Raw genomic sequence first — 25678 nt, 5'->3', positions numbered from 1 at the left:
GCCGGCCCACACCCGCCGTGACGCAGATTAGCGCCTAAGCCCTGCCAACATCAAGCACTCGTCCTGACCAGGCGGTGAATTGCCTGCAGAAAACCGGCATGCGCGGCGCATAGCCGGCTTGCCCTGGCGCTTCGGCGCGCCGAGAGCAGACAACGTCATGACCCGCGCCTCGTTCCTCCAATCCAGACCGGCCCCGGTGCTCGCGGTCGTGCTGGGCATCGCGCTGTTCAGCGGCATGGACGCGGCCATCAAGGGCGCTTCGCTGATGGTCGGGGTCTATGCCGCGCTGCTGGTGCGCAACCTGATCGGGCTCGCAATGATTGCGCCCATCTGGCTCGCCGGATCGCGCCGATGGCCCACGCCCGCGGTGCTGCGGCTGCACGTGCTGCGATCGAGCGTGAATGCGGCGATGATGCTGCTGTTCTTCGTTGGCATCGTCCGCCTGCCGATCGCGGAGGGCATCGCCATCTCGTTCATCGCGCCCCTTATCGCGCTCTATCTGGCCGCAGTGATCCTGGGCGAGACGATCCGCCGCCGCGCCATCGTCGCATCGCTGCTGGGCATCGCCGGCGTCGGCGTGATCGTCGCCGACCGGCTCGGGACCGCGACGGCGGGCGACGATACGCTGATCGGGCTTGCCGCCATCATCGCCTCGGCCGTGCTCTACGCCGTCAACCTCGTTCTCCAGCGCAAGCTGGCGTTGCTGGCCGATCCGATCGAGGTGACGCTGTTCCAGAACCTCGTCATCTCCTGCCTGCTCGCGCTCGCGGCGCCCTGGTTGGCGGTAGCGCCATCTCTCCCCGCGCTCGTGCTGATCACGCTGGGCGCGGCACTGGCGACATCGGCGCTGGCGCTGCTCGCCTGGGGCTATGCGCGTGCCGAAACGCAGGTGCTGGTGCCGATCGAGTACACCGCCTTCCTCTGGGCTGCGCTGTTCGGCTGGGTGTTCTTCGATGAGCCCGTCGGCGCCGCGACGTTGGCGGGCACCGTGCTGATCGTTCTGGGCTGCTGGATCGGCACACGCGACCCCGACCGCGCCCGCACCGAGCAGACTGCGGTCTAGCGGCGCCGCGCCCTTGACCTCCCGCCCTCGAACGCGCATCGGCAGCGCCGACGAATCCGCTTGTCGCAATGCAGCATGGCTCACCCAAGAAGCCGCCTGTCTGCCGCGAGCTTCATAGAGAAGGGAAATCCATGACCCAGGTCGGACAGGACACGCTCGGCACCCGCAGCACCATGACGGTGGGCGACAAGGAAATCGCCTACTACTCGCTGAAGAAGGCCTCCGGGAAGCTGGGCGACGTTTCGCGCCTGCCCTTCTCGATGAAGGTCCTGCTGGAGAACCTGCTCCGCTTCGAGGACGGCGGCTTCACCGTCGGCCAGGAGCACATCCAGGCCCTGGTCGATTGGCAGAACGATCCCAAGACTGGCAACGAGATCCAGTACCGCCCCGCGCGCGTGCTGCTGCAGGACTTCACCGGCGTGCCTTGCGTGGTCGACCTGGCCGCCATGCGCGACGCGATCAACAAGCTGGGCGGTGACACCAGCAAGATCAACCCGCTGGTCCCCGTCAACCTCGTGATCGACCATTCGGTCATGGTGGACGAGTTCGGCCACCCGCGCGCCGCCGAAGAGAACGTCGAGATCGAGTACCAGCGCAACATGGAGCGCTACGACTTCCTCAAGTGGGGCTCCAAGTCGCTCAACAACTTCTCCGCCGTGCCCCCGGGCACCGGCATCTGCCACCAGGTAAACCTGGAATACATCGCTCAGTCGGTGTGGACCAGCGAGGACCAGGACGGCAACCTCGTCGCCTATCCCGACACCTGCGTCGGCACCGACAGCCACACCACCATGGTCAATGGCCTGGGCGTGCTCGGCTGGGGCGTCGGCGGCATCGAGGCGGAAGCCGCGATGCTCGGCCAGCCGGTCTCGATGCTGATTCCCGAAGTGGTCGGCTTCAAGTTCACCGGCGAGCTCAAGGAAGGCGTCACCGCCACCGACCTCGTGCTCACCTGCACCTCAATGCTGCGCAAGCACGGCGTCGTCGGCCGCTTCGTCGAGTATTATGGTCCGGGCCTTGCCTCGCTGAGCCTCGCCGACCGCGCGACGCTCGCCAACATGGCGCCCGAGTACGGCGCGACTTGCGGCTTCTTCGGCATCGACGACAAGACGCTGGACTACCTGCGCCTCACCGGCCGAGACGAAGCGCAGATCGACCTCGTCGAAGCCTATGCCAAGGAGCAGGGCTTCTGGATCGAGCCCGGCGCTGCCGACCCGATCTTCTCCAGCTGCCTGGAGCTTGACCTGTCGACCGTCGTGCCTTCTCTCGCCGGCCCCAAGCGCCCACAGGATTGGGTCTCGCTGCCCGACGTCGACGAGGTGTTCAACGCCGACATGGAGAAGGTCTACAAGAAGACCGCCACCCGCGTTCCGGTCGAGGGCAAGAGCTTCGACATCGGTGACGGCGACGTGGTGATCGCCGCGATCACCAGCTGCACCAATACTTCCAATCCATCGGTGCTGGTCGCCGCCGGCCTCGTCGCCAAGAAGGCGGACGAGCTGGGCCTCAAGCCCAAGCCTTGGGTCAAGACCAGCCTCGCGCCCGGATCGCAGGTCGTCACTGACTACCTCAACAAGGCCGGGCTGCAGGCGCACCTCGACAACATCGGCTTCAACCTGGTCGGCTACGGCTGCACCACCTGCATCGGCAACTCCGGTCCGCTTGCCGAGCCGATCAGCAAGGCGATCAACGAGAACGGCCTGGTCGCCAGCGCCGTGATCTCGGGCAACCGCAACTTCGAGGGCCGCGTTTCGCCCGACGTACGCGCCAACTTCCTCGCCTCGCCGCCGCTGGTGGTCGCCTATGCGCTCAAGGGCACCGTGGTGGAGGACTTCGTCACCACCCCGATCGGCACCTCGACCGATGGCCAGGACGTCTACCTGCGTGACATCTGGCCGACCAACAACGAGATCGCCGAGACCATGGCGACCTGCATGGACCGCGCCATGTTCCAGTCGCGCTATGCCGACGTCTATCGCGGCGACACGCACTGGCAGTCGATCCACGTCACCGGATCGGACACCTACTCGTGGCGCGCGGGCTCGACCTACGTCGCCAACCCGCCCTACTTCGAGGGCATGGCGATGACGCCGGCCCCCGTCAGCGACATCATCGAGGCCAAGCCGCTGCTCATCCTGGGCGATTCGATCACTACCGACCACATCAGCCCGGCCGGTTCGATCAAGGCCGACAGCCCGGCGGGCGTGTGGTTGCAGGAGCACCAGGTCGCCAAGGCGGACTTCAACTCTTACGGCGCGCGCCGTGGCCACCATGACGTGATGATGCGCGGCACCTTCGCCAACATCCGCATCAAGAACGAGATGGTCCCCGGCATCGAGGGCGGCATGAGCCGCTACGGCGAGCAGGTCGGCGCGGTCTACGACGTCGCCATGAAGCACAAGGCCGAAGGCACGCCGATGATCGTCATCGCCGGCAAGGAATACGGCACCGGCTCGTCGCGCGACTGGGCGGCCAAGGGCACCAACCTGCTGGGCGTGCGCGTCGTCATCGTCGAGAGCTTCGAGCGCATTCACCGCTCGAACCTGGTCGGCATGGGCGTGCTGCCGCTGCAGTTCAAGGCGGGCCAGGACCGCCAGACCCTGGGCCTCACCGGCGACGACAGCTTCACCGTCCGCGGCGTCGCGGACCTGAAGCCCCAGCAGGACGTGGAAGTCGAAGTCACCCGTAAGGATGGCTCGAAGTTCACCTTCACCGCGCTGTGCCGCATCGATACCGCCAACGAAGTCGAGTACTTCATGAACGGCGGCATCCTGCACTACGTGCTGCGCAAGCTCGCGGCCTGATCTTTCAGGCTCAGATTTGCGAGATAGAGCCCCGTCCTGCATCGCGCAGGGCGGGGTTTTCTTTTGCCCGCAACGGTTTGCCTGCAGGAACGAACCCGGCCGCCCGGCGCTCCTTGCGTGACACGCTGCAGGAGCCTTGATGAACCGCCGCATGCTCTGGATCATGGCCGCACCCGTGCTGGCGGTGATGGCGTGGTTCTCAGAGGGGCCGATCCGGCTGGCCCTGTACCAGCCCACCGCCGCCAACCTGGCTTACGGCAAAGCCTCGCCGGCGCAGAAGCTGGACATCTACCTGCCCGAGCACACGCCTGGGCCCTATCCGGTGCTGGTCTTCATCCATGGCGGCGCCTTCGAGATCGGCGACAAGCGAGAGGCATCGGCCGCGTTCGTCCAGCGCGCGCAGCGGGTGACCGACGCCGGCATGGCGTTCGTCTCCATCAACTATCGCATGTCGGGAGAGGCGCCCTTCCCCGCGGCCGTTGCCGACACCCGCTCGGCGCTGCGCTGGCTGCGCGCCCATGCCGGCCGTTACCACCTCGATCCCGGCCGCGTGGCGGTATGGGGCCAGTCCGCCGGCGCTAACCTCGCGCTGATTGCAGGGCTGGCCGATCGCGTGCCCTTGTTCGAGGATCGCACGATCGCGCCGGAGGCCTCCGCGCGCGTGTCCGCCATCGTGGCGATGTTCCCGCCGACCGACTTCCTGCGCATCGACGATCAGCTCAAGCGGACCCGGTGCCCTGCTCAGGACCGGTTCCACGACGATCCGCAAAGTGCCGAGTCGCGCTACCTGGGCGCGCCAGTCCGCTCGGTTCCGGGAAGAGCCGCCGCGGCCAACCCAGTCTCGTATGTCACGGCCGCGGCCCCGCCCATGCTGATCCAGCACGGCACTGCGGATTGCGTCGTCCCGCCCGGGCAAAGCGTGCTGATGCAAGAGGCGGCGCGGCGAGCAGGCGCGCGCTCGACACTGATGCTGCTGCGCGATGCCGAGCACATGGATCCGGCGTTCGACACCGCGCAGAACACCGCGGTGGTCCTGGGCTTCGTCCGCCGCGCCTTTGCCAGACCGCTGACATGAAAAGGGCGGCGCTCATCGCGCCGCCCTTGATTCAAGCAATCAATGGGACCGCTCAGTCCGCCTTCTTGGCGAGCCGGCGCCGCCCCGCCACGGCGGCGGCCGCCGCGCCGAACAGGATCAGCATCGGCGGCGCTGGCACGGGCGTGCCGCTGGTGCCGCTGGTGGTCGAGGTCGTCGTCGTGCTGCCGCCGTTTGAGGTGCTGGTCGACGAGGAGGTAGAGCTCGAAGTCGACGAGGACGTGGACGATGAGGTCGAGCTGGACGTCGACGTGCTGGTGCTGGTCGCGCCCGAACTGGTCGAGGTGCTGGTCGCACCCGAGCTGGTCGAAGTGCTGGTCGCACCTGAGCTGGTCGAGGTGCTGGTGGCGCCCGAGCTGGTCGACGTCGTCGTGGTGAGGCCGCCCGTGGTGGTCGTGGTCGTCAGGCCGCCTGTCGAAGATGACGTCGATGTCGAGCCACCCGATGTCGAGGTCGAGCCGCCGGAGCTGGACGTCGACCCGCCCGACGTCGACGTGGAACCACCCGAAGTCGAAGTCGAGCCGCCGCTGGTGGTCGAGGTCACGACGACACTGCCGCCGCCGCCACCGCCGCCACCGCCGAAGAAGCCGCCAAAGAAGCCGCCGCCGAAGCCACCCAGAGGTCCGCCGCCGATCACCACAGGGCCGCCACCGCCGCCGCCGCCGTAAGGCGCGCCCGGTGCGGGCGGGATGTAGGGCGCGGGCAGCGGCACCATGGCCATCTGCGGCTGGCAGCACGTGCGCTTGATCACCTTGCGCACGCGCTTCAGCGGCTTGGCACGTGCGAAGTGGCGCACCGGCTTGACGGTACGGACGACCTTCACGCGCTTGTCGCCCTTCACCGAGCGGTATTGCCCCTGCTTGGCCGCGGTCTCCGCTACGTGGACGGCGCCGCCGCCGATCAAGGCGCAGCCTGCCGCACAGGCGGAAAGTTTCGCGAGAGCCATACGGACTGACATAGGCGGTGCTTTCTTCTCTTTACCCCGTGAGACCCGAAACGAACCGGTGCCCCCAGTCCATCGCATCCCATCTGCCACACAGAACGCAGAGAGTTCTTAACGGGACAACGGCGTTAACCACGATTGCGCAGTCCCGAAGCGAGATTCCACCTAGGTTTGCTTACTTAGCTGAGCAGTTGTGCCGAAACGGGACTGGGGCGGTATGCAGGTGTAAACCATACCGTCGCCTCGCAGCCCCTTGCTCAGCTTTGTTCAGCTTTCGCCCGGTTCGAACAGGCCGGCCTGGCTGCCGCTTGGCGGCGCGAGTCCCAAGTGACGCCACGCGGCATCGTTGAGGCAGCGGCCGCGGGCAGTGCGTGCCACCAGGCCAAGCTGAATGAGGTAGGGCTCGATCACCTCCTCGATGGTGTCGCGTGGCTCGGACAGACCGGCTGCCAGCGTCTCCACACCCACCGGGCCACCGCGATAGATGTCCGCGATCATGGTGAGATAGCGCCGATCCTGTGCGTCGAGCCCCAGGGCATCTACTTCGAGCCGGGTCAGCGAATCATCCGCCAGCGCTCGGCTGATCGTCGCGCTGCCCGCGACATGCGCGAAATCGCGGACGCGCCGCAGCAGCCGCCCGGCGACCCGCGGCGTTCCACGCGCGCGGCGAGCAATCTCCGTCGCGCCGCCCTTGTCGATACCGACGCCCAGCAGCTGCGCCGCGCGGGTGATGACATGCTCCAGCTCGGGCACGGTGTAGAAGTTCAGGCGCACCGGAATGCCGAAGCGATCGCGTAAGGGCGTCTGCAGCAGACCTTGGCGGGTGGTGGCGCCAATCAGCGTGAACGGCGGCAAGTCGATCCTCACCGAGCGCGCGGACGGCCCCTCTCCGATGATGAGATCGAGTGCACGATCCTCCATCGCCGGATAGAGCACCTCCTCCACCACCGGGTTGAGGCGATGGATCTCATCAATGAACAGCACGTCGCCATGTTCGAGATTGGTGAGCAGGGCCGCAAGGTCTCCTGCCTTGGCGATCACCGGGCCCGAAGTCGCCCTGAAACCGACGCCGAGCTCGCGCGCGACGATCTGGGCCAGCGTGGTCTTGCCCAGCCCCGGCGGACCGAAGAACAGCACGTGGTCCATCGCTTCGCGCCGCGACCGGGCCGATTCAATGAACACGCGCAAGTTGTCCTTGGCCGCCGCCTGGCCGACGAATTCGGTCAGCGTCTTGGGCCGCAGCGCCGCGTCGACATCATCGGGCTGGCGGGCGGAAGCAAGAAGAGGATTGTCAGTCATGGCGCTCGATATCGGCGGGCAGGCTCACCCAGGCGTGCTTGCGCTCTTCGTAGACGGAAACGCCAGGCGCGGGGAACTGCGGATCGGCGAATGCGCCGACGGGTATGGTGACGAAGCCCGGGTAGTCGACCAGCCGATAATGCACGGTGGAGCCACAATCAGGACAGAAGCTGAACACCGCGCCCGCGCCTTTGTCCCCCCGGCGTGCCCATTCGCGCGCCGTACCTTCAGTCCCGACGTCCTCGGCGGCATAGCGCGCCTGCATCGCGAACACCGATCCGCTGCGCCGCTGGCAATCGAGGCAATGGCATACCGACACACGCACCGGCTCGCCGCGCACGGTGGCCCGCAACTGGCCGCATTGGCACTGGGCATGACGCTGCCCGGTCATCCCGCGGCCCGCTTGAGCGCCACGCGGACCAGGTCGTTCAATCCGGCGCTCTCACCCAGTTCATCCAACGCCTGAGCGACCGCGGCGCTCGCGACGGGAGGCTTGAAACCCAGGTTCTGCAGTGCCGAGACCGCGTCCGCCGTGGCCGAGCCCGCTGGAGCAGCGGCAATCGCCATGCCTGTCGCCGTGGGCAACGCGCCCGCCTTGTCCTTCAGCTCGTTGACGATCCGGCTGGCGAGCTTGGGGCCGACACCGTTGGCACGTGCGACCATCGCCGAATCGCCACCGGCGCAGGCACGCTGGAGCTCGTCGGTGGTCAGCGCCGAGAGGATCGCCAGCGCGACCTTGCTGCCGACACCTTGCACCGCGGTCAGCAGGCGGAACCAGTCGCGCTCGCCTGCCGAAGCGAAGCCGATCAGGCGCATGTCGTTTTCGGACACCTGCAGGTCGGTGAAGACCACCGCGCGGTCGCCGCGGATGCCGAGTGCCTGCAAGGTGCGCGCCGAACAGTGGACGAGATAGCCCACGCCAGCCACGTCGATGATCGCCCAATCGGCGCCGAAATCCTCAAGAGTGCCGGAAAGCCGCGCGATCATGGTTTGTTCCTATGGCAGGTGCACGGCGAGCGGGCAAGCCTGCCAGCCCTCGTTCTGCGCTCACTCCCTCGTCACTCCTCCGCCTCTTCTTTCGTCATCCCCGCGGAGGGAGGGATCCATCTCCTGAGGTCGCGTAAAAGGAACCGCCTGGAGATGGATTCCCGCTGTCGCCGAAATGACGAAAGTGGGTGTGCGGAATCGGGGCGCCGGCGTTCCCTAAGCAATCGTCGGCACGATCCCGCCTTCGGCGCGGATCGATGCGCCGTTGGTGGCGGCGGCCAGCGGGCTCGCCAGGAACGCAACCGTAGCCGCGATCTCATCGGCCTCGATCAGGCGGCGGATCAGCGAGAGCGGGCGCATCTTGGTGAAGAACTCGGCTTCCAACTCGGCCTCGGGCGCGTCTTTGTTGTCGACTGTGGAGCGGATGAAGTCGACGATCCCTTCCGAGCGCGTCGGCCCCGGCAAGACAGAATTCACCGTCACCTGGGTGCCGCGCGTCATCTCGGCCATGCCGCGCGCGATGGCGAGTTGCGCTGTCTTGGTCATGCCGTACTGGATCATCTCGGCCGGGATCACGAGCCCGCTCTCGCTGGCGATGAAGATCACCCGGCCCCAGCCGCTTTCGAGCATCTGCGGGAAGTAGTGGCGGGCGAGGCGCGCGCCGCTGACCACGTTGACTTCGAAGAAGTGGTGCCAATCCGCGTCGGTGATCTCGGCAAAGGGCTTGGCCTCGTAGATACCCAGGTTGTTGACCAGGATGTCGGTCGCGGGGACCTCTGCGATCAGCCGCTCGGCGCCCTCTGCCGCGCCCGGATCGGCGAGCACCGCACGCACATCTCCGCCGATCTCGGCCGCTGCAGCCTGCAGTTTCGCGTCGTTGCGGCCGCAGATGGTGACGGCAGCACCTTCCGCTGCCAGCCGCTTGGCGATGGCGAGGCCGATGCCTGCGGTGGAGCCGGTGACGAGCGCCGTCTTGCCGGCGATTTGAAGATCCATGTGCCTGTCCTGTCTGGGTGAGGAGGAATGGCGCGCGATATGGGTAGGCCGCTCGCCATTGCGAGGGCGCTCGCTGCCCGGGCCGTGACAAGGGACGTCATGACAAGGAACGCGCGCACGGCTACGTGCAGCCGGATGGATGGGGAGCGACAGACGCAGGAGCCGGTTGGCGACACGCCGCTTGCCCTCGGCTGGCTGGCCTGCGCGCTCATCGTGGCCGTCGCCATTGCGTTCCGAGCGCTGGCCTACGCCCCAATCGACATCAGCCATGCCGACGAGTGGATGCAGTACCTCGAACAAGCCAATCGGCTGGCGACGGGACATGGCATCGTGCCCTGGGAATCGCGGGTGGGTTTGCGCAGCGCGGTAATCCCGCAGCTTCTGAGCTTGCCGGTCGCGATCGGGCATGCAGTCGCGCCGGGCACGCTGGCGCATGTGCATCTGGCGCGGGTACTATTCGCGGCGCTCACGTTGATCGCACTCGCGGGTGCCTGGCGGCTGGGCTCGCTGACCTCTCGCCGCCATGCGGCCGCCGCGCTGTTCGTGGCCGCAATCTGGTGGGAGAGCGTGCTCTTCTCGGACCTGCTGCTGTCCGAAAGCTTGAGCACCGCAATCCTGTTGCTCGCGGCCGCGCCGCTGCTCGATCCCAAGGCGGGATCACGGGCTTTGACCGTAGCCGGCTTTCTGATCGGCATGGGCGTGATCGTGCGCGTGCAGTACGCCCCCTTCGCCGCCGTGCTCTGCCTCGGTGCCCTGCTCCGCACTCCCCGAGCTTGGCAGCCGCTGGTGATCGGTGGGCTGGCGGCAGCGCTGTTGGGAGCGGCCAGCGATCTTTACGCCGGCCGAGTGCCTTTCGCGTGGGTGGCGGTGACCTTCGGCAAGAACTTGGGCGAGGGTATCGCCGCCAGGTTCAGCACCAGCCCTGCCTGGCAGTATCTGCTGGACATTGTCCACCACTTCGGTCCCGGTGCGCTGCTGATGATCGTGCTCGGCGCTGCTGCTTCGGGCCGACGCTATCGGCCGCTGCTGGTGGCGGCGATCGTCAACCTCATCCTCCATAGCCTGATCGCGCACAAGGAATACCGCTTCATCTGGCTCACCGTGCTGACGCTGCTGGTGCTGGCTGCGATCGGGTCGCTGCGCCTCATCGAGCACCTGTTGCAGCGTCGCGGCAACGCGCAGTGGATCGGATGGGGATCGCTGGGCGCGGCGCTGGTACTGTGGAGCCTCCTCGACCTATCCTCGTACCGCGTCAGCGGCGGCCCCGGCGCCTATCGCGGCGGGTCTGCGATCACGCGCCTAGCGATCGTGGCCGCCGAACGGCCCGAGGTGTGCCGGCTGGCCTTGGCCAAGCCATACCTTGCCCATGTCGTTCCTGCGGTGCTGCCGCGTGATCTTCCGCTCTCGATCGCGCCTGTTGGCGTCTACGAGGGCCGGGTCGCCCTGCCCGCGCCGCTGGAGCAGGCAGCCAACGCCCTGCTGACCGTGCGCCGGCCCGAGGGCGTGGTCGGCTATCGGCCCTTGCGGTGCATACCAATGCCCGGCGAAACCGCGTGCCTCTACGTGCGAGACGGCGGCTGCACGGGCGATCCGACTTACACGTACCAGCAGACGCTCGAGCGCGACGGCCTCTAGCGGTGACTGCCCAGCATGTTCGCGTGGGTGATCGCCACCGCCAGCGCATCGGCCGCGTCGGCGCCCGCTAGCTTGACGCCGGGCAGCAGCACCTTGAGCATGGCCTGCACTTGCGCCTTTTCGGCGCGTCCGGTGCCGACCAGCGCCTTCTTCACCAGACTCGTCGCGTACTCGCTGACCGGCAGCCCTGAGCGTGCGATCGCCAGCAGGCACACCCCGCGCGCCTGACCCAATTTGAGCGTCGATTGCGCGTTGGTGTTGACGAAGACTTCCTCCACCGCACCGCTGTCCGGCCGATGCGCTAGGATCACGTCGGTCAGTTCCCGGTCGAGCGTCACCAGCCGCTCGGCAAGCGAAGCGGCGGCGTCGGTCTTCACCTGGCCATTGGCGACGTGGCTAAGCCGGCTGCCGGACTTGGCGACGATGCCCCAGCCGGTGCAGGCAAGGCCCGGATCGAGTCCGATGATGAGCACTTAGAGGCGCAGGCCGAGGCGCGGCCCCAGGTTCATCATCAGCAGATAGAGCGCGATGGTCAGCAGGCACCCCGCGCCAAGCGCCAGCCAGAACGGGACGCCGGCACGCAACAGCGCGGGGATGGCCAGGAACATCGGCAGCGATGGCAGCACGTACCAGAACGTCGCCTCGGCATGGATCGCCATGTTCTCGGCATCGGGGCGGGCACGCCATAGCAGGATCATGCCCAGCACCGACACCAGCGGCAGCGAGGCGACCAATGCCCCGACTGCCGGAAGGCGCTTGCCGATCTCGGCGATCGCGACAATCAGCGCTCCAGACACGAGCGCCTTTGCGATCAGGCCGACAACAGGCGTGGGCATGTCAGCCCAGCTTCTCCATCACGTCCTCAGACACTTCGTAGTTGCCCCAGACGGTCTGGACGTCATCGTCGTCGTCGAGGGTGTCGACCAGCTTGAACAGCGTGGCAGCCGTGTCCTCGCCCACGTCGACCTTGAGCGTGGGCTTCCAGGCGAGCTTGACGCCTTCGGCCTCGCCCAGGGTTTTTTCCAGCTCGCGCGCGACTTCGTGCAGGCTCTCGACGCTGGTCCAGACCGAGTGGCTCTCGCCATCGCTTTCGACATCGTCTGCGCCGGCTTCGATCGCGGCTTCGAGGACCTTGTCCTCGTCACCGACCGAGCCGGGGTATTCGATCAGGCCAAGCCGGTCGAAACCGTGGCTGACCGCTCCGCTCGCACCCAGGTTGCCGCCGTTCTTCGAGAACGCGGTGCGCACGTTGGTGGCGGTGCGGTTGCGATTGTCGGTCAGTGCCTCGACGATGATGGCGACGCCGCCCGGGCCATAGCCCTCGTAGCGCACTTCCTCGTAGTTCTCGGCATCCCCCTTGCTCGCCTTGTCGATGGCGCGCTGGATGTTGTCCTTGGGCATCGATTGCGCCTTGGCCGCGTTGACCGCGGCGCGCAGGCGCGGGTTCATGTCCGGATCGGGCATGCCCATCTTGGCCGCCACGGTGATTTCGCGGCTGAGCTTGGAGAACTGCGCCGAGCGCTTCTTATCCTGGGCACCTTTGCGGTGCATGATGTTCTTGAATTTGGAATGGCCTGCCATGGTCTGCCCGTGCGGTCTGAATGAGGATGGGCGGCCTTACAACAGGCCAGCGGTGCGGGGCAACTTCTGCGTCCCGCGCCCACTGCACACGAGTGTTCAGCCCAGGCCGAGCGCCGCCTTGTACGTATCCAGCAGCATGTCCATCTCCTTGCGGTCGTCCGGGTTCATCTTCCGCAGGCGCACGATCTGGCGCATGATCTTGACGTCGTAGCCGACCGCCTTGGCTTCCAGGTAGACGTCCTTGATGTCGTCGGAGATGCCCTTCTTCTCTTCTTCCAGGCGCTCGACGCGTTCGATCAGGAGGCGCAGGCGGTCGTCGGTGGTCTCGGCCATGATGGTCTTTCGTGTTCGCAAGAATCGGTTGGCCGGGGCTGATAGCGACCTCGCTGCGCGCGAGCAAAAGCGCAGCCTGTGGATAGCGGGGAAGCTCGCCCGTCTCAGTGCGAACCGGCGTTCCTCTTCAGGCTCTCCTCCATGCGCGCGAGCTGTTCGGGCGTGGCGTCGGTTTGCGTCTGCTTCCACTCGGCCGCCGGCATGCCGTGAATCAGCTCGCGCGCCGCGGTCTTGTCGCCGGGGTAGCCCGCTTCGCGGATCCAGTCGGCCAGGCAGTTCCGGCAAAACCCGGATAGGCCCATCAAGTCGATGTTCTGCGCGTCGCTCCTATGCCGCAGGTGGCGGACCAGCCGGCGAAAGGCGGCAGCAGCCTGGGCGTCGTCGAGCGTGTCGAGTGGGTCGTCGGCAGTCATATAGAGGTCCTTTTCGGGCCAAACGTCCTTGGTTTGTCATGGCCCCTTTGCCATATGGGCCCTCGATCGCAACACGCTCCATTTTTCGAAACCGGTAGGAAGCAACTTGGCCCGCACCGATACCAACAAGAGCATCCGTCGGCGCCGCAAGGTCAAGATCCTGGCGACGCTCGGCCCGGCAAGCAGTACGAAGGAGACGATCACTGCGCTGCTGCGCGCCGGGGCCGACGCCTTCCGCGTCAACATGAGCCACGGCGAGCACGAGATTCACTCGCGCACGATCGCGCTGATCCGCGAAGTCGAAAAGGAACTGGGCAAGCCGGTCGCCATCCTGTGCGACCTTCAGGGACCCAAGCTGCGCGTCGGCAAGTTCCGCGACGGTTCGGCCTTTATCCGCCATGGCGCGCACTTCACGCTGGACCGCAATCCCGAGCCGGGTGACGACACTCGCGTCGAGCTGCCGCATCCCGAGCTATTCGGCATCCTGCAGAAGGGCCAGCGCCTGCTGATCGACGACGGCAAGCTGAAGCTGAAGGTCATCCGCGCCGAACCCGATTCGCTGCTGTGCTCGGCCGAAGTCGGCGGGCCGATCTCGGACCGCAAGGGCGTCAACGTGCCCGATACCTTGGTGCCGGTGCCGGCGCTGACCGAGAAAGATCGCCGCGACCTCGCCTTCGCGATCAAGGAACAGGCCGACTGGATCGGCCTCTCCTTCGTGCAGCGGCCCGAAGATGTCGCCGAGGCGCGCCGCCTGATGGGCGGGCACTGCGCGCTCATGGCCAAGATCGAGAAGCCGAGCGCGGTCGATACCCTGGACGAGATCATCGAGCTGTCCGATGGTATCATGGTCGCGCGCGGTGACTTGGGCGTCGAGCTGAACCCCGAAGAAGTGCCGCCGCTGCAGAAGCGGATCATCGAGAAGGTGCGTCTGGCCGGCAAGCCGGTGGTTGTCGCCACGCAGATGCTCGAATCGATGATCGAGCGCCCGACCCCGACGCGCGCGGAAGTATCCGACGTCGCCAACGCGGTCTACGATGGCGCCGACGCGGTGATGCTCTCGGCCGAGACCGCGGCGGGCCAGTGGCCGATCGAGGCGGTGACGATCATGGACCGCATCGCCGCGCAGGTTGAGGGCGACTCGACTTATCGCGAGCGCATCCACATCACCGAGACCCCGCCCGACGCGACCATGGCGGACGCGCTCGCCGAATCGTGCGCCAGCATCGCCAACGCGCTGCCGATCGAGGCGGTGATCTGCTTCACCATGTCGGGCATCTCGGCCCGCCGCGTCGCGCGCGAGCGCCCTTCCGCGCCGATGCTGGTGCTGACGCCCAGCCAGAAGTCGGCACGGCGCATCGCCTTGCTATGGGGCGCGCACCCGGTCTCGACCAAGGACATCGGTAGCTTTGAGGAGATGATCGCCAAGGGCAAGCGCATGGCCCTGCGCCATGGCTTCGGCGCCGCCGGCTCGCGGCTGGTGATCCTGGCCGGCGTGCCCTTCGGCGTGCCGGGCTCGACCAACCTGCTGCACGTGGTGACCCTCTCGGGCAACGAGCTGGAGAAGCACGACAAGGCTTGAACGGCTAATCCTCTCCCCGCGGGGGAGAGGAGGTCAGCCCCGCGACCCGAACAGAGCAGAGCCCACCCGCACATGCGTGGCGCCGAGCATCACCGCCGTCTCGAAGTCGCTGCTCATCCCCATCGACAGCTGCGCCAAGCCATTGTCCGCCGCGATCTTCGCCAGCAGCGCGAAGTAAGGCGCCGCCTCCACATCCGCCGGCGGCACGCACATCAGCCCGAGCACCGGCACTTGCGCCTCGCGAGCGCCCGCCAGCAGCGCCGGCACCTCACCGATCGGGCAGCCGCCCTTCTGCTCCTCGGAGCCGATGTTCACCTGCACGAAGCACGGCACCTGCCGCCCCGCCTTGTCCATCGCCTTGCCCAGCGCCTCGATCAGCGAAGGCCGATCGAGCGAATGGATGCAGTCGAACAGCGCCACGGCATCCGCAGCCTTGTTCGACTGCAGCTGGCCGACGAGATGCAACTGCAGATCGCCATGTGCCTCACGCAGCGCCGGCCACTTGGCTTGTGCTTCCTGCACGCGGTTCTCGCCGAACACGCGCTGGCCCTCCTCAAGGAGCGGAGCGATCGCCTCGACCGGGTGCGTCTTCGAGATGGCGATAAGCGTCACGTCATAAGGCGAGCGCCCGGAGATGGCGGCGGTGTGTGCGATCCGGCGGCGGATGTCGGCAAGCGGAGTGTCTGGCTGATCCATGGCGCGGTGCTATAGCGGCTGCGTGCGCCGCCGCTACCCGCCCTGCAAGCTGCCCAAGGTCTGGCTCGTCAGCGATGCCCGCATCGACGACCGGCTCGAAGACGCCTTGCGGCACCTACCGCGCGGGTCGGGCTTCATCTTCCGCCACTATCACTTGCCGGCCGCTGAGCGTCATGCGCGCCTTCTGGCCCTTGCTCGGGTCGCACGGAGCCGCGGGCACTGCGTCGTGCTGTCTGGCTCTGCAAGCGAAGCAAGGCGGTGGCGCGCGGACGGCGCCTATGGCGCCGCGCCAAGGCTCGCCTCCGGTCCAGCAACGCAGCGCCTCGTCACGGTACACTCCCTGCTCGAACTCGGCGCCGCCAACCGCACCCGCGCCGATGCCGTGCTGCTCTCTCCGGTGTTCGCGACCGGCAGCCACCCCGGCGCACGCGGGCTTGGTCCCGTCCGGTTTCGCCTGCTTGCTGCCCATGCGCAAGTGCCGGTGATCGCGCTCGGCGGCATGGACGCTCGCCGCGCTCGTCACATTGGCGCCAAGCACTGGGCCGCCATCGCGAGTCTTGCACAGCCGCGCAAACGTTCGTTCCCGATCCATTCTTGACGGACACTCGGCCCCAAGCGCATTATTGCAGCCCTGAACGGGGAACTTACCTAAGACATGGCGACAAGACCCATCGCGGCCGGCCGGCGGATCGCCAAGCCGGACTGGCGTGCCGTCCTGAAACGGTCCTTGCGCCGCGCGAGCGAGCTGACGGGGGCGCTGACGCTGTTTTCGGCGATGCTGTTCCTTGCCCTCTCGCTGGCGAGCTATCACCAGACCGACCCCTCGCTGTCGACGGCAGCGGGCGGCGCCGTACTGAACTGGATGGGCCCGGGCGGCGCCTGGCTCGCCGATCTCATGTTGCTGCTGTTCGGCCCGGTCTCGTTCCTGTTCGTGCCGCTGCTCTACGTCTTCGCGCGCAAGCTGTGGCGCCTGGTCGAGGAGGAGGACGGCAGCGTCGAGCCGGTCAACCAGCGCTGGTGGCGCCCCACTGCCGTGCTCGCCTTTGCCATGGTGCTGATCGCCACCGTGCTCTCGCTCGGCTTCACCGAGCAAGGCGGCGTGCTTCCCGCCTCGATGGGCGGAATCACCGGGCTGCTGGGGGCCAAGATCATCCACCTCGCTACCGGCGTGCTCCCCGAAGCCGCGCAAGGCTGGGCCACCTTCGCGCTCGCGGTGGTGAGCCTGTTCGCCGGCACCGCGCTCGCCGGCAAGGTCTTCGCCCTCGATTGGGGCATCCTGTTCTCGCTACCCGGCAAGCTGGGCCGGGTCGCCGACGCGCTGCCGGCAAACGGTGCAAGCGAGCGCCCAACCCCGCGCCAGAAGGCAGCCGTCGCGCCGCGCCTGGCTGCATCGACCGAAGAAGAGGCACCTGTCGCCGCGGGCGCATCGGCTCCGCCCTGGGCCGACGACAAGCCCCGCAAGGCGCCCGAGATCGTCGATCCCAGCAAGCCCGCCGCTCCGGCACAACTGGGGGCCACCAGCCGCCAGACCGACTTGTTCGACAAGTACGAGCTGCCCGGCCTGGAACTGCTGAACGAGCCTGCCCCGGGCTCGCAAAAGCCGATCGACAAGCTCAGCCTAGAGCGCAACGCCCGCCTGCTCGAAACCGTGCTGGACGACTTCAACGTCAAGGGCGAGATCACCGCGGTCCGCACCGGCCCGGTCGTTACAATGTACGAGCTGGAGCCGGCCCCCGGCATTAAGGCGAGCCGCGTGATCGGCCTGGCAGACGACATCGCCCGCAATATGAGCGCGATCTCGGCCCGCGTGTCCTCGATCCCCGGTCGCACCGTGATGGGCATCGAATTGCCCAATGCAGACCGGCAGATGGTCTCGTTCCGCGAGATGGTCGGCTCCGAGGCCTTCGCCAGCCACAAGGGCATGCTGCCGATCATCCTGGGCAAGGACATCGCCGGCGAGCCGGTCGTAGCGGACCTCGCCACCATGCCGCACCTGCTGGTCGCGGGCACGACCGGCTCGGGCAAGTCGGTCGGCCTTAACTGCATCCTGCTCTCACTGCTCTACCGCCTGACGCCGGCGCAGTGCCGCTTGATCCTGGTCGATCCCAAGGTGCTGGAGCTCAAGAGCTACGACGACATCCCGCACTTGCTCTCGCCAGTGGTGACCGAGCCACCGAAGGCCGTGCGCGCATTGAAGTGGGCGGTCGAGGAGATGGAACGCCGCTATCGCATGATGAGCGAGCTGTCGGTCCGCAACCTCGCCAGCTTCAACGAGAAGGTCCGCTCCGCTGCCGCCAAGGGCAAGCCGCTCGGCCGCCGCGTGCAGATCGGCTTCGATCCGGACACGGGCGAGGAACTCTACGAGGAGAACCAGCTCGACTACGAGACACTGCCGCAGATCGTGCTGATCGTCGACGAGCTGGCGGACTTGATGGTCACCGTCGGCAAGGAGATCGAGGTCCTGATCCAGCGTCTCGCGCAAAAGAGCCGCGCCGCCGGCATCCACCTGATCATGGCGACGCAGCGCCCGTCGGTCGACGTCATCACCGGCGTCATCAAGGCCAACCTGCCCACCCGCATCAGCTTCGCCGTCACCAGTCGCATCGACAGCCGCACCATCTTGGGCGAGCAAGGCGCCGAGCAGCTGCTGGGCAAGGGCGACATGCTCTACAAGCCGAGCTCAGACCCCCTGAAGCGCGTCCACGGCCCCTTCGTCAGCGACGAGGAAGTCGAAGGCGTGGCCGACTACTGGCGCACGCAGGGCAAGCCCGACTACGTCGATGCCGTCACCGAAGAGCCCGAGGATGGCGGCTTCGGCTTCGAGGACATCGACGCCGCATCGGACAACCCGGACGATCGCAAGTACCGCCAGGTCTGCCACCTCGTGTTCGAGAACCAGAAAGTCTCGGTCTCCTGGCTGCAGCGCCAGATGGGAGTCGGCTACAACACCGCCGCCAAGTGGGTCGAGCGCATGGAGCAGGACGGCTACGTCGGCCCGGCCAACCACGTCGGAAGGCGCGACATCTACCGCGACGAGAATGGGCAGCCGCTCTGAGGAGATGAGGGTGAACGGCGAGATTCGCCCAATGTCAGACAAACGTTGGGTGCGCTTACCTCCAGAGCCTCTATTTTGATGGCTGCCGGCAACTTGCCGTGTTCTGGCACATCGGCTCCACAGCCATCGCAGCGGCCATCAAATGACCGCTTTCATTTAGCCTCTGAAACTCGGACTCGGCATCCTGCCGTTCGCCGCAAGTGAGAAGGGGGCCTAATACTTTCCAGTCGCCTCCCACTTTCTTGAGGAAGGACGCCGCTTCCGCTTGTGCGGAGTCGAATGATCCGGCTTTCTTAAGCTGACGCCCTTCATAGATACTCCGGGCCGTCGTCTGCAACGCAAGCTTTGGGTTTCTGTCATCAACAGCGATCTGCCGAGCAACGCTTAGAGCAGCCATGCAATGTGCATGGTTTGAGCTATCCGGCGTAACCGCAGACGCCGAACCGCATGCCCCAAGGAGTGTGAGCATCGGCAGCGAAAAGTAGTTCTTGGCTTGCATGATCCTCATCTCAGCAACTCCTGTTGCTTAGAGGGGCTGCTTTAAAGCCGCGTTTCCACGTCATCGTGCGACGACATTGACCGCAGCTCACCACCCACCGCAGCCGTCACCCTGAATTCGTTTCAGTGTCCGACACGCCAAGTACGCGGAGGGCTGGTCAGCGAGCAGGGGCGCGGTTTGGTCCTGCGACGTTGGCATTGCAGGGCAATGGATGCTGAAACAAGTTCAGCATGACGGTGTGACGGGAAGGAAGCATTCCGGACAGGTCTGAGGGCGCAGCCGGCGGCGACCTTCCCGCCACGCGCATCATCGGGTTACCGCCCAAGGGGTTCCGCTGAGCCGCTTCAAACGCTAGGACAGCGCGGTGACCTCTTCCGCTTTCCGAACCGCTCCACGCTGATGGAAGACCACGCGCAAAGCTTCCTGCTGCATGACGGCGCGCTGCTGTTCGGCGTGGCGCTGCTGTTCGTGCTCGTGTTCCGCCGGCTGGGGCTAGGCGCCACGTTGGGGTACCTGATGACCGGCGCCGTGCTGGGCCCGTATGCGCTGCGGCTGGTGGGCGATGCCGAAAGCAAGCTGGGCATCGCCGAGCTCGGCATCACGCTGCTGCTGTTCATCGTCGGGCTGGAACTGGCGCCGCATCGGCTGTGGCGCATGCGGCACGAGATCTTCGGGCTCGGTCTGTTGCAGGTCGTGCTCTGCGGGCTCGCGATCACCGGCGTAATATATGCGTTCACCGGCTTCACGCTCGTCGCCGCGCTGGCGCTCGGTCTGCCGCTGGGTCTGTCCTCGACCGCGCAGGTCCTACCGATGCTGCAAAGCGCGGGGCGCCTGCACACGCCGTTCGGTGAGCGCGCCTTCGCGATCCTGTTGTTCCAGGATCTCTCGATCATCCCGCTGATCACCATCATCGCCGCGATGAGCCGCAACCCCGCGGCCGCTGCGGGTCCTCCGGGCTGGCAGCTTGCCTTGTACACGGTCGTGGCGATCGGCGGGCTGATCGCCGCGGGGCGTTTCGTGATCCGCCCGCTGTTCCGCCTGATCGGCAACCTGGGCGAGCGCGAGATGTTCGTCTTCGCCGGGCTGTTCACCGTGATCATCTCGGCCGCGGCGATGGAGATGCTGGGTCTCTCGACCGCACTGGGCGCGTTCATCGCCGGCGTCATGCTCGCCGACTCGCCTTACCGGCACGAGCTGGAGGCAGACGTCGAGCCGTTCCGCACAATCCTGCTGGGCTTGTTCTTCATGTCCGTGGGCATGATGTTGGATCTCAACGCCATCGCGCAGCGGCCGGTCTACGTGCTGTCGATGGCCCTCGCGCTGATCGTCACCAAGGCTGTCGTAATCTTCGGCATCGGCAAGCTGTTCCGCATGGACTGGCGCGGCGCGCTCGCGCTCGGCCTGCTGTTGAGCCAGGGCGGCGAGTTCGGCTTCGTGCTGTTCGCGCAGGCCCAGGAAGCGCTGCTGATATCGCCGCTGGCGGGAAGCGTATTCACCGCCGTCGTCACCCTGTCGATGGTCTCCACGCCGTTCCTGATGATGGCTACGCGCCGCATGCGCGAAGCGCCGCCCAGCAAGGAGAAGCGTGACGAGCCGCGGATCGACGGGTCCAATGCGCTGGTCGTCGGCTATGGCCGTTTCGGCCAGACGGTGGCGCAGATGCTGATCGCGGCCGACATCCCCGTCACCCTGATCGACACCGATGTCGAGATGATCGATGTGGCCGACGGCTTCGGCGCCAAGGTCTACTTCGGCGACGGCACGCGCATCGACCTGCTCCGCCAGGCCGGCGCGGCTGAGGCGGAGCTGATCGCCTTCTGCATCGACGGGGACCAGATCACCGAGGAGTTCCTCCACGCCGTGCACACGGCATTTCCCAACGCCGAGATCGTGGTGCGCGCATTCGACCGGCGCACCATGCTCAAGCTGAAGGACGCGCCGGTCCGCAAGGTCGTGCGCGAAGTGATGGAGTCCGCGGTGGTGATGGGGCGCAGCGCGCTCAGCGCCCTCGACGTGTCGATGCAGGACATCGACCGTGCCGAGGCTGCCTACCGTACGCGCGACAAGGAACGGCTGAAAGCGCAGTACCAGTCCGGCGACCTCAAGGCCGCGCGCGACCGCATCTTCACCCAGCCCGCGCGTGACCGTCACTGACCGGCCACCGCAATCACGGGACTCGTAATCGCGCCCTCTAGGTGAAACATCGCGCCCCATAAGGCGTAGTGCCAAGACACACCGGAGAGACCCATGCGCGTCGGAACCGTCCGCGAAATCAAGAACCACGAATACCGCGTCGGCCTGACGCCCGAGAGCGCCTGCGAGCTTGTCGCCCATGGACACGAGGTCTGGGTGGAGACCGGCGCTGGCCTGGGCATCGGCGCCAGCGACCGCGACTACGAAGCCCAAGGCGCGACGATCAAGCCCGATGCCAGCACGATCTTCGCCGAATGCGAGATGGTCGTGAAGGTCAAGGAGCCGCAGCCTGCCGAGCGCGCGCAGTTGCGCGAGGGCCAGGTGCTCTACACCTACCTCCACCTCGCGCCGGATCCCGAGCAGACGGCGGACCTGGTGAAATCAGGCGTGACCGCGATCGCTTACGAGACGGTGACGGGCCCGGGCGGCACGCTGCCCCTGTTGAAGCCGATGAGCCAAGTGGCCGGGCGCATGTCGATCCAGGCCGGCGCAACCGCGCTGGAGAAGGCGCACGGCGGTCGTGGCGTGCTGCTGGGCGGTGTGCCGGGGGTGATGCCAGGCAAGGTCGTGGTGATCGGCGGCGGCGTGGTCGGCTTCAACGCAGCGCAGATGGCGGTGGGCCTGGGCGCCGACGTCACCATCCTCGACCGCAGCCCCGACGCGCTGGAGCGCCTGGGGATCCACTTCGAGAGCCGCGCCAAGACGCGCTTCTCCAGCAAAGCGAACTTGGCGGACAGCGTCGCCGATGCGGACCTCGTCATCGGTGCGGTGCTGATCCCAGGCGCGGCGGCCCCCAAGCTTGTCAGCCGGGCGATGCTATCGACCATGAAGCCGGGTGCGGTGCTGGTTGACGTCGCCATCGACCAGGGCGGATGCTTCGAGACCAGCCATGCGACGACGCATGACAATCCCACCTTCGTGGTCGACGGCATCGTCCACTATTGCGTCGCCAACATGCCCGGCGCGGTCGCGCGGACCAGCACTTATGCGCTGAACAACGTGACCCTGCCGCACGCGCTGGCGATCGCCGACAAGGGCTGGAGCCAAGCCTTGCGCGACGATCCGCACCTGGCGGAGGGGCTGAACGTGCATGCCGGCAAGGTGACGTACGAGGCGGTCGCGGCGGATCTGGGGTACGATTACGCGCCGGTCAGCGAGGTTCTGGCCTGAGGCTGGAATAGCCCGTCGACCCGGGCTCGGCCCGGGTCCGGTTCCGCCATCTCGCGAGCTTAGGTTTTGTCGGTCAGCGGCGGCAGGATCGAGGCGATCTCCCGCTCGGCCTCGGTGGCTTCCGCGGCGAGCTGCCGCAATGCGTTCGCGGTGTCGCGCATCAGGCGCTCGCTGATGGGGCGCTCGCCATTGATGAAGCGCCGTATCGCACGTTCGTCGATACCGAGTCGCCGCGCCGACGCGGTCACGCCGCCAAGCACCTGGATGCACCGGGCAAAATGATCCGCGAACTCGGGTGTGGCATTGGCTTGGTCCATGCTTATCCTCTCGCCGCAACAACGCCGCGATACAAGTGGCCTCCAGCACGAGTGAGCTTGAATGACGACGATCGACGGTGACTCACATCCGCTCGGCCGGGCGGAGCGCCGCCTGCTCCGGCGCATCTACAACGGTCGCACGGCGCCGATCATGGCGGACGGGCGTGCCTTCCTGACCTTCAAGGAAGCAAGCCGCTATCTGCAGTCCTTGTCGTCGCCCGAGGCGCGTGACGCGGCCTACCTGCAGATGAAGGAGCAGGGAGCCTGAGTGGTCTTACGTCTCGCGGAGGAACGGCTCTGCCACCTCCGCGGGCACGCGCATGATGCGCTGCGAGGCGAGGTCCAGGATCGCCCATTGCGTGCGCGCGGTGACCAGCAGCTTGCCCGCCTCATTGCGGAATTCGTAACCGCGTTCGAAGCGCGCGCCTTCGGGAGGAGCGGCGACCCAGGTCGTGGCCACGGCGGCTTCGCCCTCGCGGATGTTGCCGCGGTAATCGATCTCGTGGCGCACCACGAGCCAAGCGTAGGCGGCCTGGTGCTCGGGGCTGGCGACCGCCTCCCAGTGCGCGGTGGCGAGCGCTTCCATCCATTGCACCCAGACTGCATTGTTCACGTGGCCCATGCGGTCGATGTGTTCGGGCTGGGCGGTGAAGGTCAGGGTGAAGGGCACCTACTCCCCTCCCGCTTGCGGGAGGGGTCGGGGGAGGGCTTGTGGAGTTTGCACGAGACCTGTTGCTTGGAGGCGAGCGCACATGCCCTCCCCTAGCCCCTCCCGCAGGCGGGAGGGGAATTTGCGGACCGCGTCGCTTTGCTCGCGGGTTATTCTGCCACTCCCAGCTGCCAGAGGATGAAGGCGAACTCTTCTGCCGTCTCCTGCAGGCTCTCGAACCGGCCCGACTTGCCGCCGTGCCCTGCGCCCATGTTGGTCTTGAGCAGCAGTTCGTTGCCGTCGGTCTTCAGCTCACGCAGGCGGGCTACCCACTTGGCCGGCTCCCAGTAGGTCACGCGCGGGTCGTTCAGCCCTGCGGTGACCAGCAGCGGCGGATAGGCCTGCGCCTTGACCTGGTCGTAGGGGCTGTAGCTGCGGATCAGCTCGAAGGCCGCCTGATCCTCGATCGGATTGCCCCACTCCGGCCACTCGCCCGGCGTCAGCGGCAGGGAAGCGTCGAGCATCGTCGCCAACACGTCGACGAACGGGACGTGGGCCACGACGGCGCCGAACAGGTGCGGGTCTGAGTTGATCACCGCGCCCATCAGCTCGCCGCCCGCCGAGCCGCCGGAGATGCTGATCTTGCCCTCCGCAGTATAGCCCCGCTCCACCAGGCCCCGCGCGACATCGACGAAGTCGTTGAAGGTGTTGGTGCGCCGCTCCAGCTTGCCCGCCTTGTACCAGGCGCGACCGAGGTCATCGCCGCCGCGGATATGCGCGATGGCATAGGCGAAGCCGCGGTCGACCAGGCTGAGGCGTGCAGTCGAGAAGCCGGGATCGATGGCGATGCCGTAGGCGCCGTAGCCGTAGAGGTGCAGCGGGCCGCCCTCCTCCCGATCCTTGCGCATCACCACGCTGACCGGGATCTTGGTGCCGTCCCGCGCCTCGATCTCCAGCCGCTCGGTCTTGTAGAGGCTCTCGTCGTAGCCCGAGGGAATCTGCTGGACCTTCAGCGTCTCCAGCCGGCCATCGGCGACGTGGTAGTCGAACACCGTCGCCGGGCTGACCATCGACTCGTAGGAGATGCGCAGGCGATCCATGTCCCACTCGGGATTGTCGCCCAAGCCGGCCGAGTAGCTCGCTTCGGGGAAGACGATCGGCTGGAACTCGTCTTCCTCGTACCAGTGCAGCTCGATCTTATCGAGGCCGGCGCGGCGCCCCTCGATGACGAAGAAATCCTGGAACAGCTCGAATCCGGTCAGGTAGAACTCGTCAGAGCCCTCGATCAGCGTCGTCCACTCGCCTGGATCGCTCAGCGGCGCGGTGGCGAGGCGGAAGTTCTCGTGCTCGTCGTTGGCGTGGATGTACAGCACGCCCTCGCGCTCATCGACGTCGTACTCGACGCCTTTCTGGCGCGGCTTCACGAGGATCTGCTCGGCGAGCGGATCGTCGGCGGGCACCAGCCGCACTTCGCTGGTCTCATGGTCGCTGGCGCCGATGATCAGCCAATTCTCGTTCGCCGACAGCGAAGACCCGACGCGGAAACCCTCGTCGTCCTCGTGGTAGAGCTCGACATCCTCGCTCGTCGGCGTGCCCAGCTTGTGCAGTCGGGCGTTGTCGGTGCGCCACTGTTCGTTGGCGAGCGAGTAGACCAGCGCCGTATCGTTCGCGACCCAGACGAGGCTGGACAGCGTTCCGGGGATCTCGTCGCTGAGAAGTTCGCCCGTCTCGAGGTCCAGGATCCGCGCAATAAATCGTTCAGAGCCTTTGTCGTCGATCGCATAGGCGAGCAGGTTGCCCTTCTTGCTGACCGAGATCGCGCCCAGGCGGAAGTATTCCTTGCCCTCGGCCAGAGCCACCTCGTCGAGCAGCAGCTCGTCCTCGCTGCCATCGTCGGCGGCATCGACCGGGCGGCGCCACCACTTCTTGTACTCGGCGCCTTCCTCAAACTCGATCCAGTAGAGCCAGTCGCCGTCCTTCTGCGGCACCGACTTGTCCGCTTCCTTGATGCGGCCGCGCATTTCCTTGAACAGCGTATCGATCAGGCCTTTCCGATCCGCCATGCGGCTCTCGAACCAGGCGTTCTCCGCCTCCAGGTGCGCCAGGACCTCCTTGTCCGTCACTTCCGGGTAGCCCGGATCGCGCAGCCATGCGTAATCGTCGGCCACCTCGACGCCATGATGGGTGAAGACGTGCGGCTTCTTCGCCGCCTGCGGGGGACCCGAGAGGGTCGGGGTGGTGCTTGCCATGGGGGACCATCTAGGGGTTCCAGATAGCCGCGGGAAGAGTACCGCAGCATTCTCCTCCTCCCTGGAGGGAGGAGGTTGGGAGGTGGGTGTACCCGCGCCAGCGCGGACGCGCGACCTTCGGTCC

25 protein-coding genes are annotated in these 25678 nt (G+C 66.7%); 11 read left to right on the top strand and 14 right to left on the bottom strand.

Translation table 11 applies throughout. The features are described from left to right. The first annotated feature begins 79 nt into the window (after positions 1-79). The 4 genes from GV044_RS19055 (at position 80) to GV044_RS22375 (ending at position 5628) form a co-directional block, all read left to right on the top strand. Positions 80-1063, top strand: coding sequence for a DMT family transporter (locus tag GV044_RS19055; protein ID WP_236555105.1), 984 nt, complete (start codon positions 80-82; stop codon positions 1061-1063). A gap of 131 nt (positions 1064-1194) precedes the next feature. Continuing rightward, positions 1195-3867: an aconitate hydratase AcnA gene (gene acnA, locus GV044_RS19050; protein ID WP_159873888.1), complete on the top strand. Its 2673-nt coding sequence runs from the start codon at positions 1195-1197 to the stop codon at positions 3865-3867. Between the two features lie 139 nt (positions 3868-4006). Beyond that, positions 4007-4942, top strand: a complete 936-nt coding sequence (locus GV044_RS19045) for an alpha/beta hydrolase (RefSeq protein ID WP_159873886.1) — start codon at positions 4007-4009, stop codon at positions 4940-4942. Further along, a complete protein-coding gene (locus tag GV044_RS22375; protein WP_236555104.1) occupies positions 4939-5628 on the top strand; it encodes a hypothetical protein in 690 nt (229 codons plus the stop codon). Before GV044_RS19045 ends, GV044_RS22375 begins: the two co-directional genes overlap by 4 nt. A gap of 542 nt (positions 5629-6170) precedes the next feature. Here the strand turns inward: GV044_RS22375 and ruvB are convergent. The 4 genes from ruvB to GV044_RS19020 all read right to left on the bottom strand — a co-directional run bounded on the left by ruvB (position 6171) and on the right by GV044_RS19020 (position 9185). Then, entirely contained in the window at positions 6171-7202 is a 1032-nt protein-coding gene (gene ruvB / locus GV044_RS19035) for a Holliday junction branch migration DNA helicase RuvB (protein ID WP_159873882.1), read from the bottom strand. Beyond that, entirely contained in the window at positions 7195-7593 is a 399-nt protein-coding gene (locus GV044_RS19030) for a GFA family protein (RefSeq protein WP_159873880.1), read from the bottom strand. The genes ruvB and GV044_RS19030 overlap by 8 nt, the downstream gene beginning before the upstream one ends. After that, positions 7590-8189 carry a Holliday junction branch migration protein RuvA gene (gene ruvA / locus GV044_RS19025; protein ID WP_159873878.1) on the bottom strand — a complete coding sequence of 200 codons (600 nt, stop codon included), beginning with the start codon at positions 8187-8189 and terminating at the stop codon, positions 7590-7592. The genes GV044_RS19030 and ruvA overlap by 4 nt, the downstream gene beginning before the upstream one ends. Positions 8190-8405: 216 nt before the next feature. Then, the gene (locus GV044_RS19020; RefSeq protein WP_159873876.1) at positions 8406-9185 is read right to left on the bottom strand and encodes an SDR family NAD(P)-dependent oxidoreductase; all 780 of its coding nucleotides are present in this window, start codon (positions 9183-9185) and stop codon (positions 8406-8408) included. Positions 9186-9320: 135 nt separating this feature from the next. On the opposite strand from GV044_RS19020, the gene GV044_RS19015 reads away from it, so the two are divergent. Then, the gene (locus GV044_RS19015; RefSeq protein ID WP_159873874.1) at positions 9321-10820 is read left to right on the top strand and encodes a hypothetical protein; all 1500 of its coding nucleotides are present in this window, start codon (positions 9321-9323) and stop codon (positions 10818-10820) included. Here the strand turns inward: GV044_RS19015 and ruvC are convergent. The 5 genes from ruvC to GV044_RS18990 form a co-directional block, all read right to left on the bottom strand. Further along, a complete protein-coding gene (gene ruvC, locus GV044_RS19010) occupies positions 10817-11293 on the bottom strand; it encodes a crossover junction endodeoxyribonuclease RuvC (RefSeq protein WP_159873872.1) in 477 nt (158 codons plus the stop codon). The genes GV044_RS19015 and ruvC overlap by 4 nt on opposite strands. Beyond that, the gene (locus GV044_RS19005; protein WP_159873870.1) at positions 11294-11656 is read right to left on the bottom strand and encodes a DUF3147 family protein; all 363 of its coding nucleotides are present in this window, start codon (positions 11654-11656) and stop codon (positions 11294-11296) included. Between the two features lies 1 nt (position 11657). Then, entirely contained in the window at positions 11658-12401 is a 744-nt protein-coding gene (locus tag GV044_RS19000; RefSeq protein WP_159873868.1) for a YebC/PmpR family DNA-binding transcriptional regulator, read from the bottom strand. Positions 12402-12497: 96 nt separating this feature from the next. Continuing rightward, positions 12498-12734 (bottom strand): DUF2312 domain-containing protein, encoded by a 237-nt coding sequence (locus GV044_RS18995; protein WP_159873866.1) that lies wholly within the window; start codon positions 12732-12734, stop codon positions 12498-12500. 104 nt (positions 12735-12838) lie between these two features. After that, entirely contained in the window at positions 12839-13147 is a 309-nt protein-coding gene (locus tag GV044_RS18990) for a DUF1244 domain-containing protein (protein WP_159873864.1), read from the bottom strand. Between the two features lie 106 nt (positions 13148-13253). On the opposite strand from GV044_RS18990, the gene pyk reads away from it, so the two are divergent. Further along, a complete protein-coding gene (pyk, locus tag GV044_RS18985) occupies positions 13254-14726 on the top strand; it encodes a pyruvate kinase (protein ID WP_159873862.1) in 1473 nt (490 codons plus the stop codon). Between the two features lie 33 nt (positions 14727-14759). On the opposite strand, the gene GV044_RS18980 is transcribed toward pyk, so the two are convergent. Next, on the bottom strand, positions 14760-15422 hold the full coding sequence (locus GV044_RS18980) for a YggS family pyridoxal phosphate-dependent enzyme (RefSeq protein WP_159873860.1): 663 nt from the start codon (positions 15420-15422) through the stop codon (positions 14760-14762). Here GV044_RS18980 and GV044_RS18975 point away from each other — a divergent pair. Both GV044_RS18975 and GV044_RS18970 read left to right on the top strand, forming a co-directional pair. After that, entirely contained in the window at positions 15421-16020 is a 600-nt protein-coding gene (locus tag GV044_RS18975; RefSeq protein WP_159873858.1) for a thiamine phosphate synthase, read from the top strand. The genes GV044_RS18980 and GV044_RS18975 overlap by 2 nt on opposite strands. Before the next feature lie 57 nt (positions 16021-16077). Next, positions 16078-18477 carry a DNA translocase FtsK gene (locus GV044_RS18970; RefSeq protein ID WP_159873856.1) on the top strand — a complete coding sequence of 800 codons (2400 nt, stop codon included), beginning with the start codon at positions 16078-16080 and terminating at the stop codon, positions 18475-18477. A 70-nt stretch (positions 18478-18547) separates the two neighbouring features. On the opposite strand, the gene GV044_RS18965 is transcribed toward GV044_RS18970, so the two are convergent. Further along, complete coding sequence (locus tag GV044_RS18965) at positions 18548-18985, bottom strand: hypothetical protein (protein ID WP_159873854.1); 438 nt, start codon at positions 18983-18985, stop codon at positions 18548-18550. A 390-nt stretch (positions 18986-19375) separates the two neighbouring features. On the opposite strand from GV044_RS18965, the gene GV044_RS18960 reads away from it, so the two are divergent. Together GV044_RS18960 and ald are read left to right on the top strand one after the other, a co-directional pair. Further along, a complete protein-coding gene (locus tag GV044_RS18960; protein ID WP_159873852.1) occupies positions 19376-21130 on the top strand; it encodes a cation:proton antiporter in 1755 nt (584 codons plus the stop codon). Between the two features lie 93 nt (positions 21131-21223). Next, on the top strand, positions 21224-22339 hold the full coding sequence (gene ald, locus GV044_RS18955; RefSeq protein WP_159873850.1) for an alanine dehydrogenase: 1116 nt from the start codon (positions 21224-21226) through the stop codon (positions 22337-22339). A gap of 59 nt (positions 22340-22398) precedes the next feature. Here the strand turns inward: ald and GV044_RS18950 are convergent, their stop codons facing one another. Continuing rightward, positions 22399-22656, bottom strand: a complete 258-nt coding sequence (locus GV044_RS18950) for a hypothetical protein (protein WP_159873848.1) — start codon at positions 22654-22656, stop codon at positions 22399-22401. A gap of 61 nt (positions 22657-22717) precedes the next feature. Here GV044_RS18950 and GV044_RS18945 point away from each other — a divergent pair, with 61 nt between their 5' ends. Further along, positions 22718-22924: a hypothetical protein gene (locus GV044_RS18945; RefSeq protein ID WP_159873846.1), complete on the top strand. Its 207-nt coding sequence runs from the start codon at positions 22718-22720 to the stop codon at positions 22922-22924. Between the two features lie 6 nt (positions 22925-22930). On the opposite strand, the gene GV044_RS18940 is transcribed toward GV044_RS18945, so the two are convergent. Both GV044_RS18940 and GV044_RS18935 read right to left on the bottom strand, forming a co-directional pair. Next, on the bottom strand, positions 22931-23326 hold the full coding sequence (locus tag GV044_RS18940) for an acyl-CoA thioesterase (RefSeq protein WP_371741654.1): 396 nt from the start codon (positions 23324-23326) through the stop codon (positions 22931-22933). Positions 23327-23475: 149 nt separating this feature from the next. Further along, positions 23476-25554 (bottom strand): S9 family peptidase, encoded by a 2079-nt coding sequence (locus GV044_RS18935; RefSeq protein ID WP_159873844.1) that lies wholly within the window; start codon positions 25552-25554, stop codon positions 23476-23478. Positions 25555-25678: the final 124 nt, after the last annotated feature.

This window comes from Novosphingobium sp. 9U (genome assembly GCF_902506425.1).
GTDB lineage: Bacteria > Pseudomonadota > Alphaproteobacteria > Sphingomonadales > Sphingomonadaceae > Novosphingobium.
This window is presented reverse-complemented; position numbering and strand designations above follow the sequence as displayed.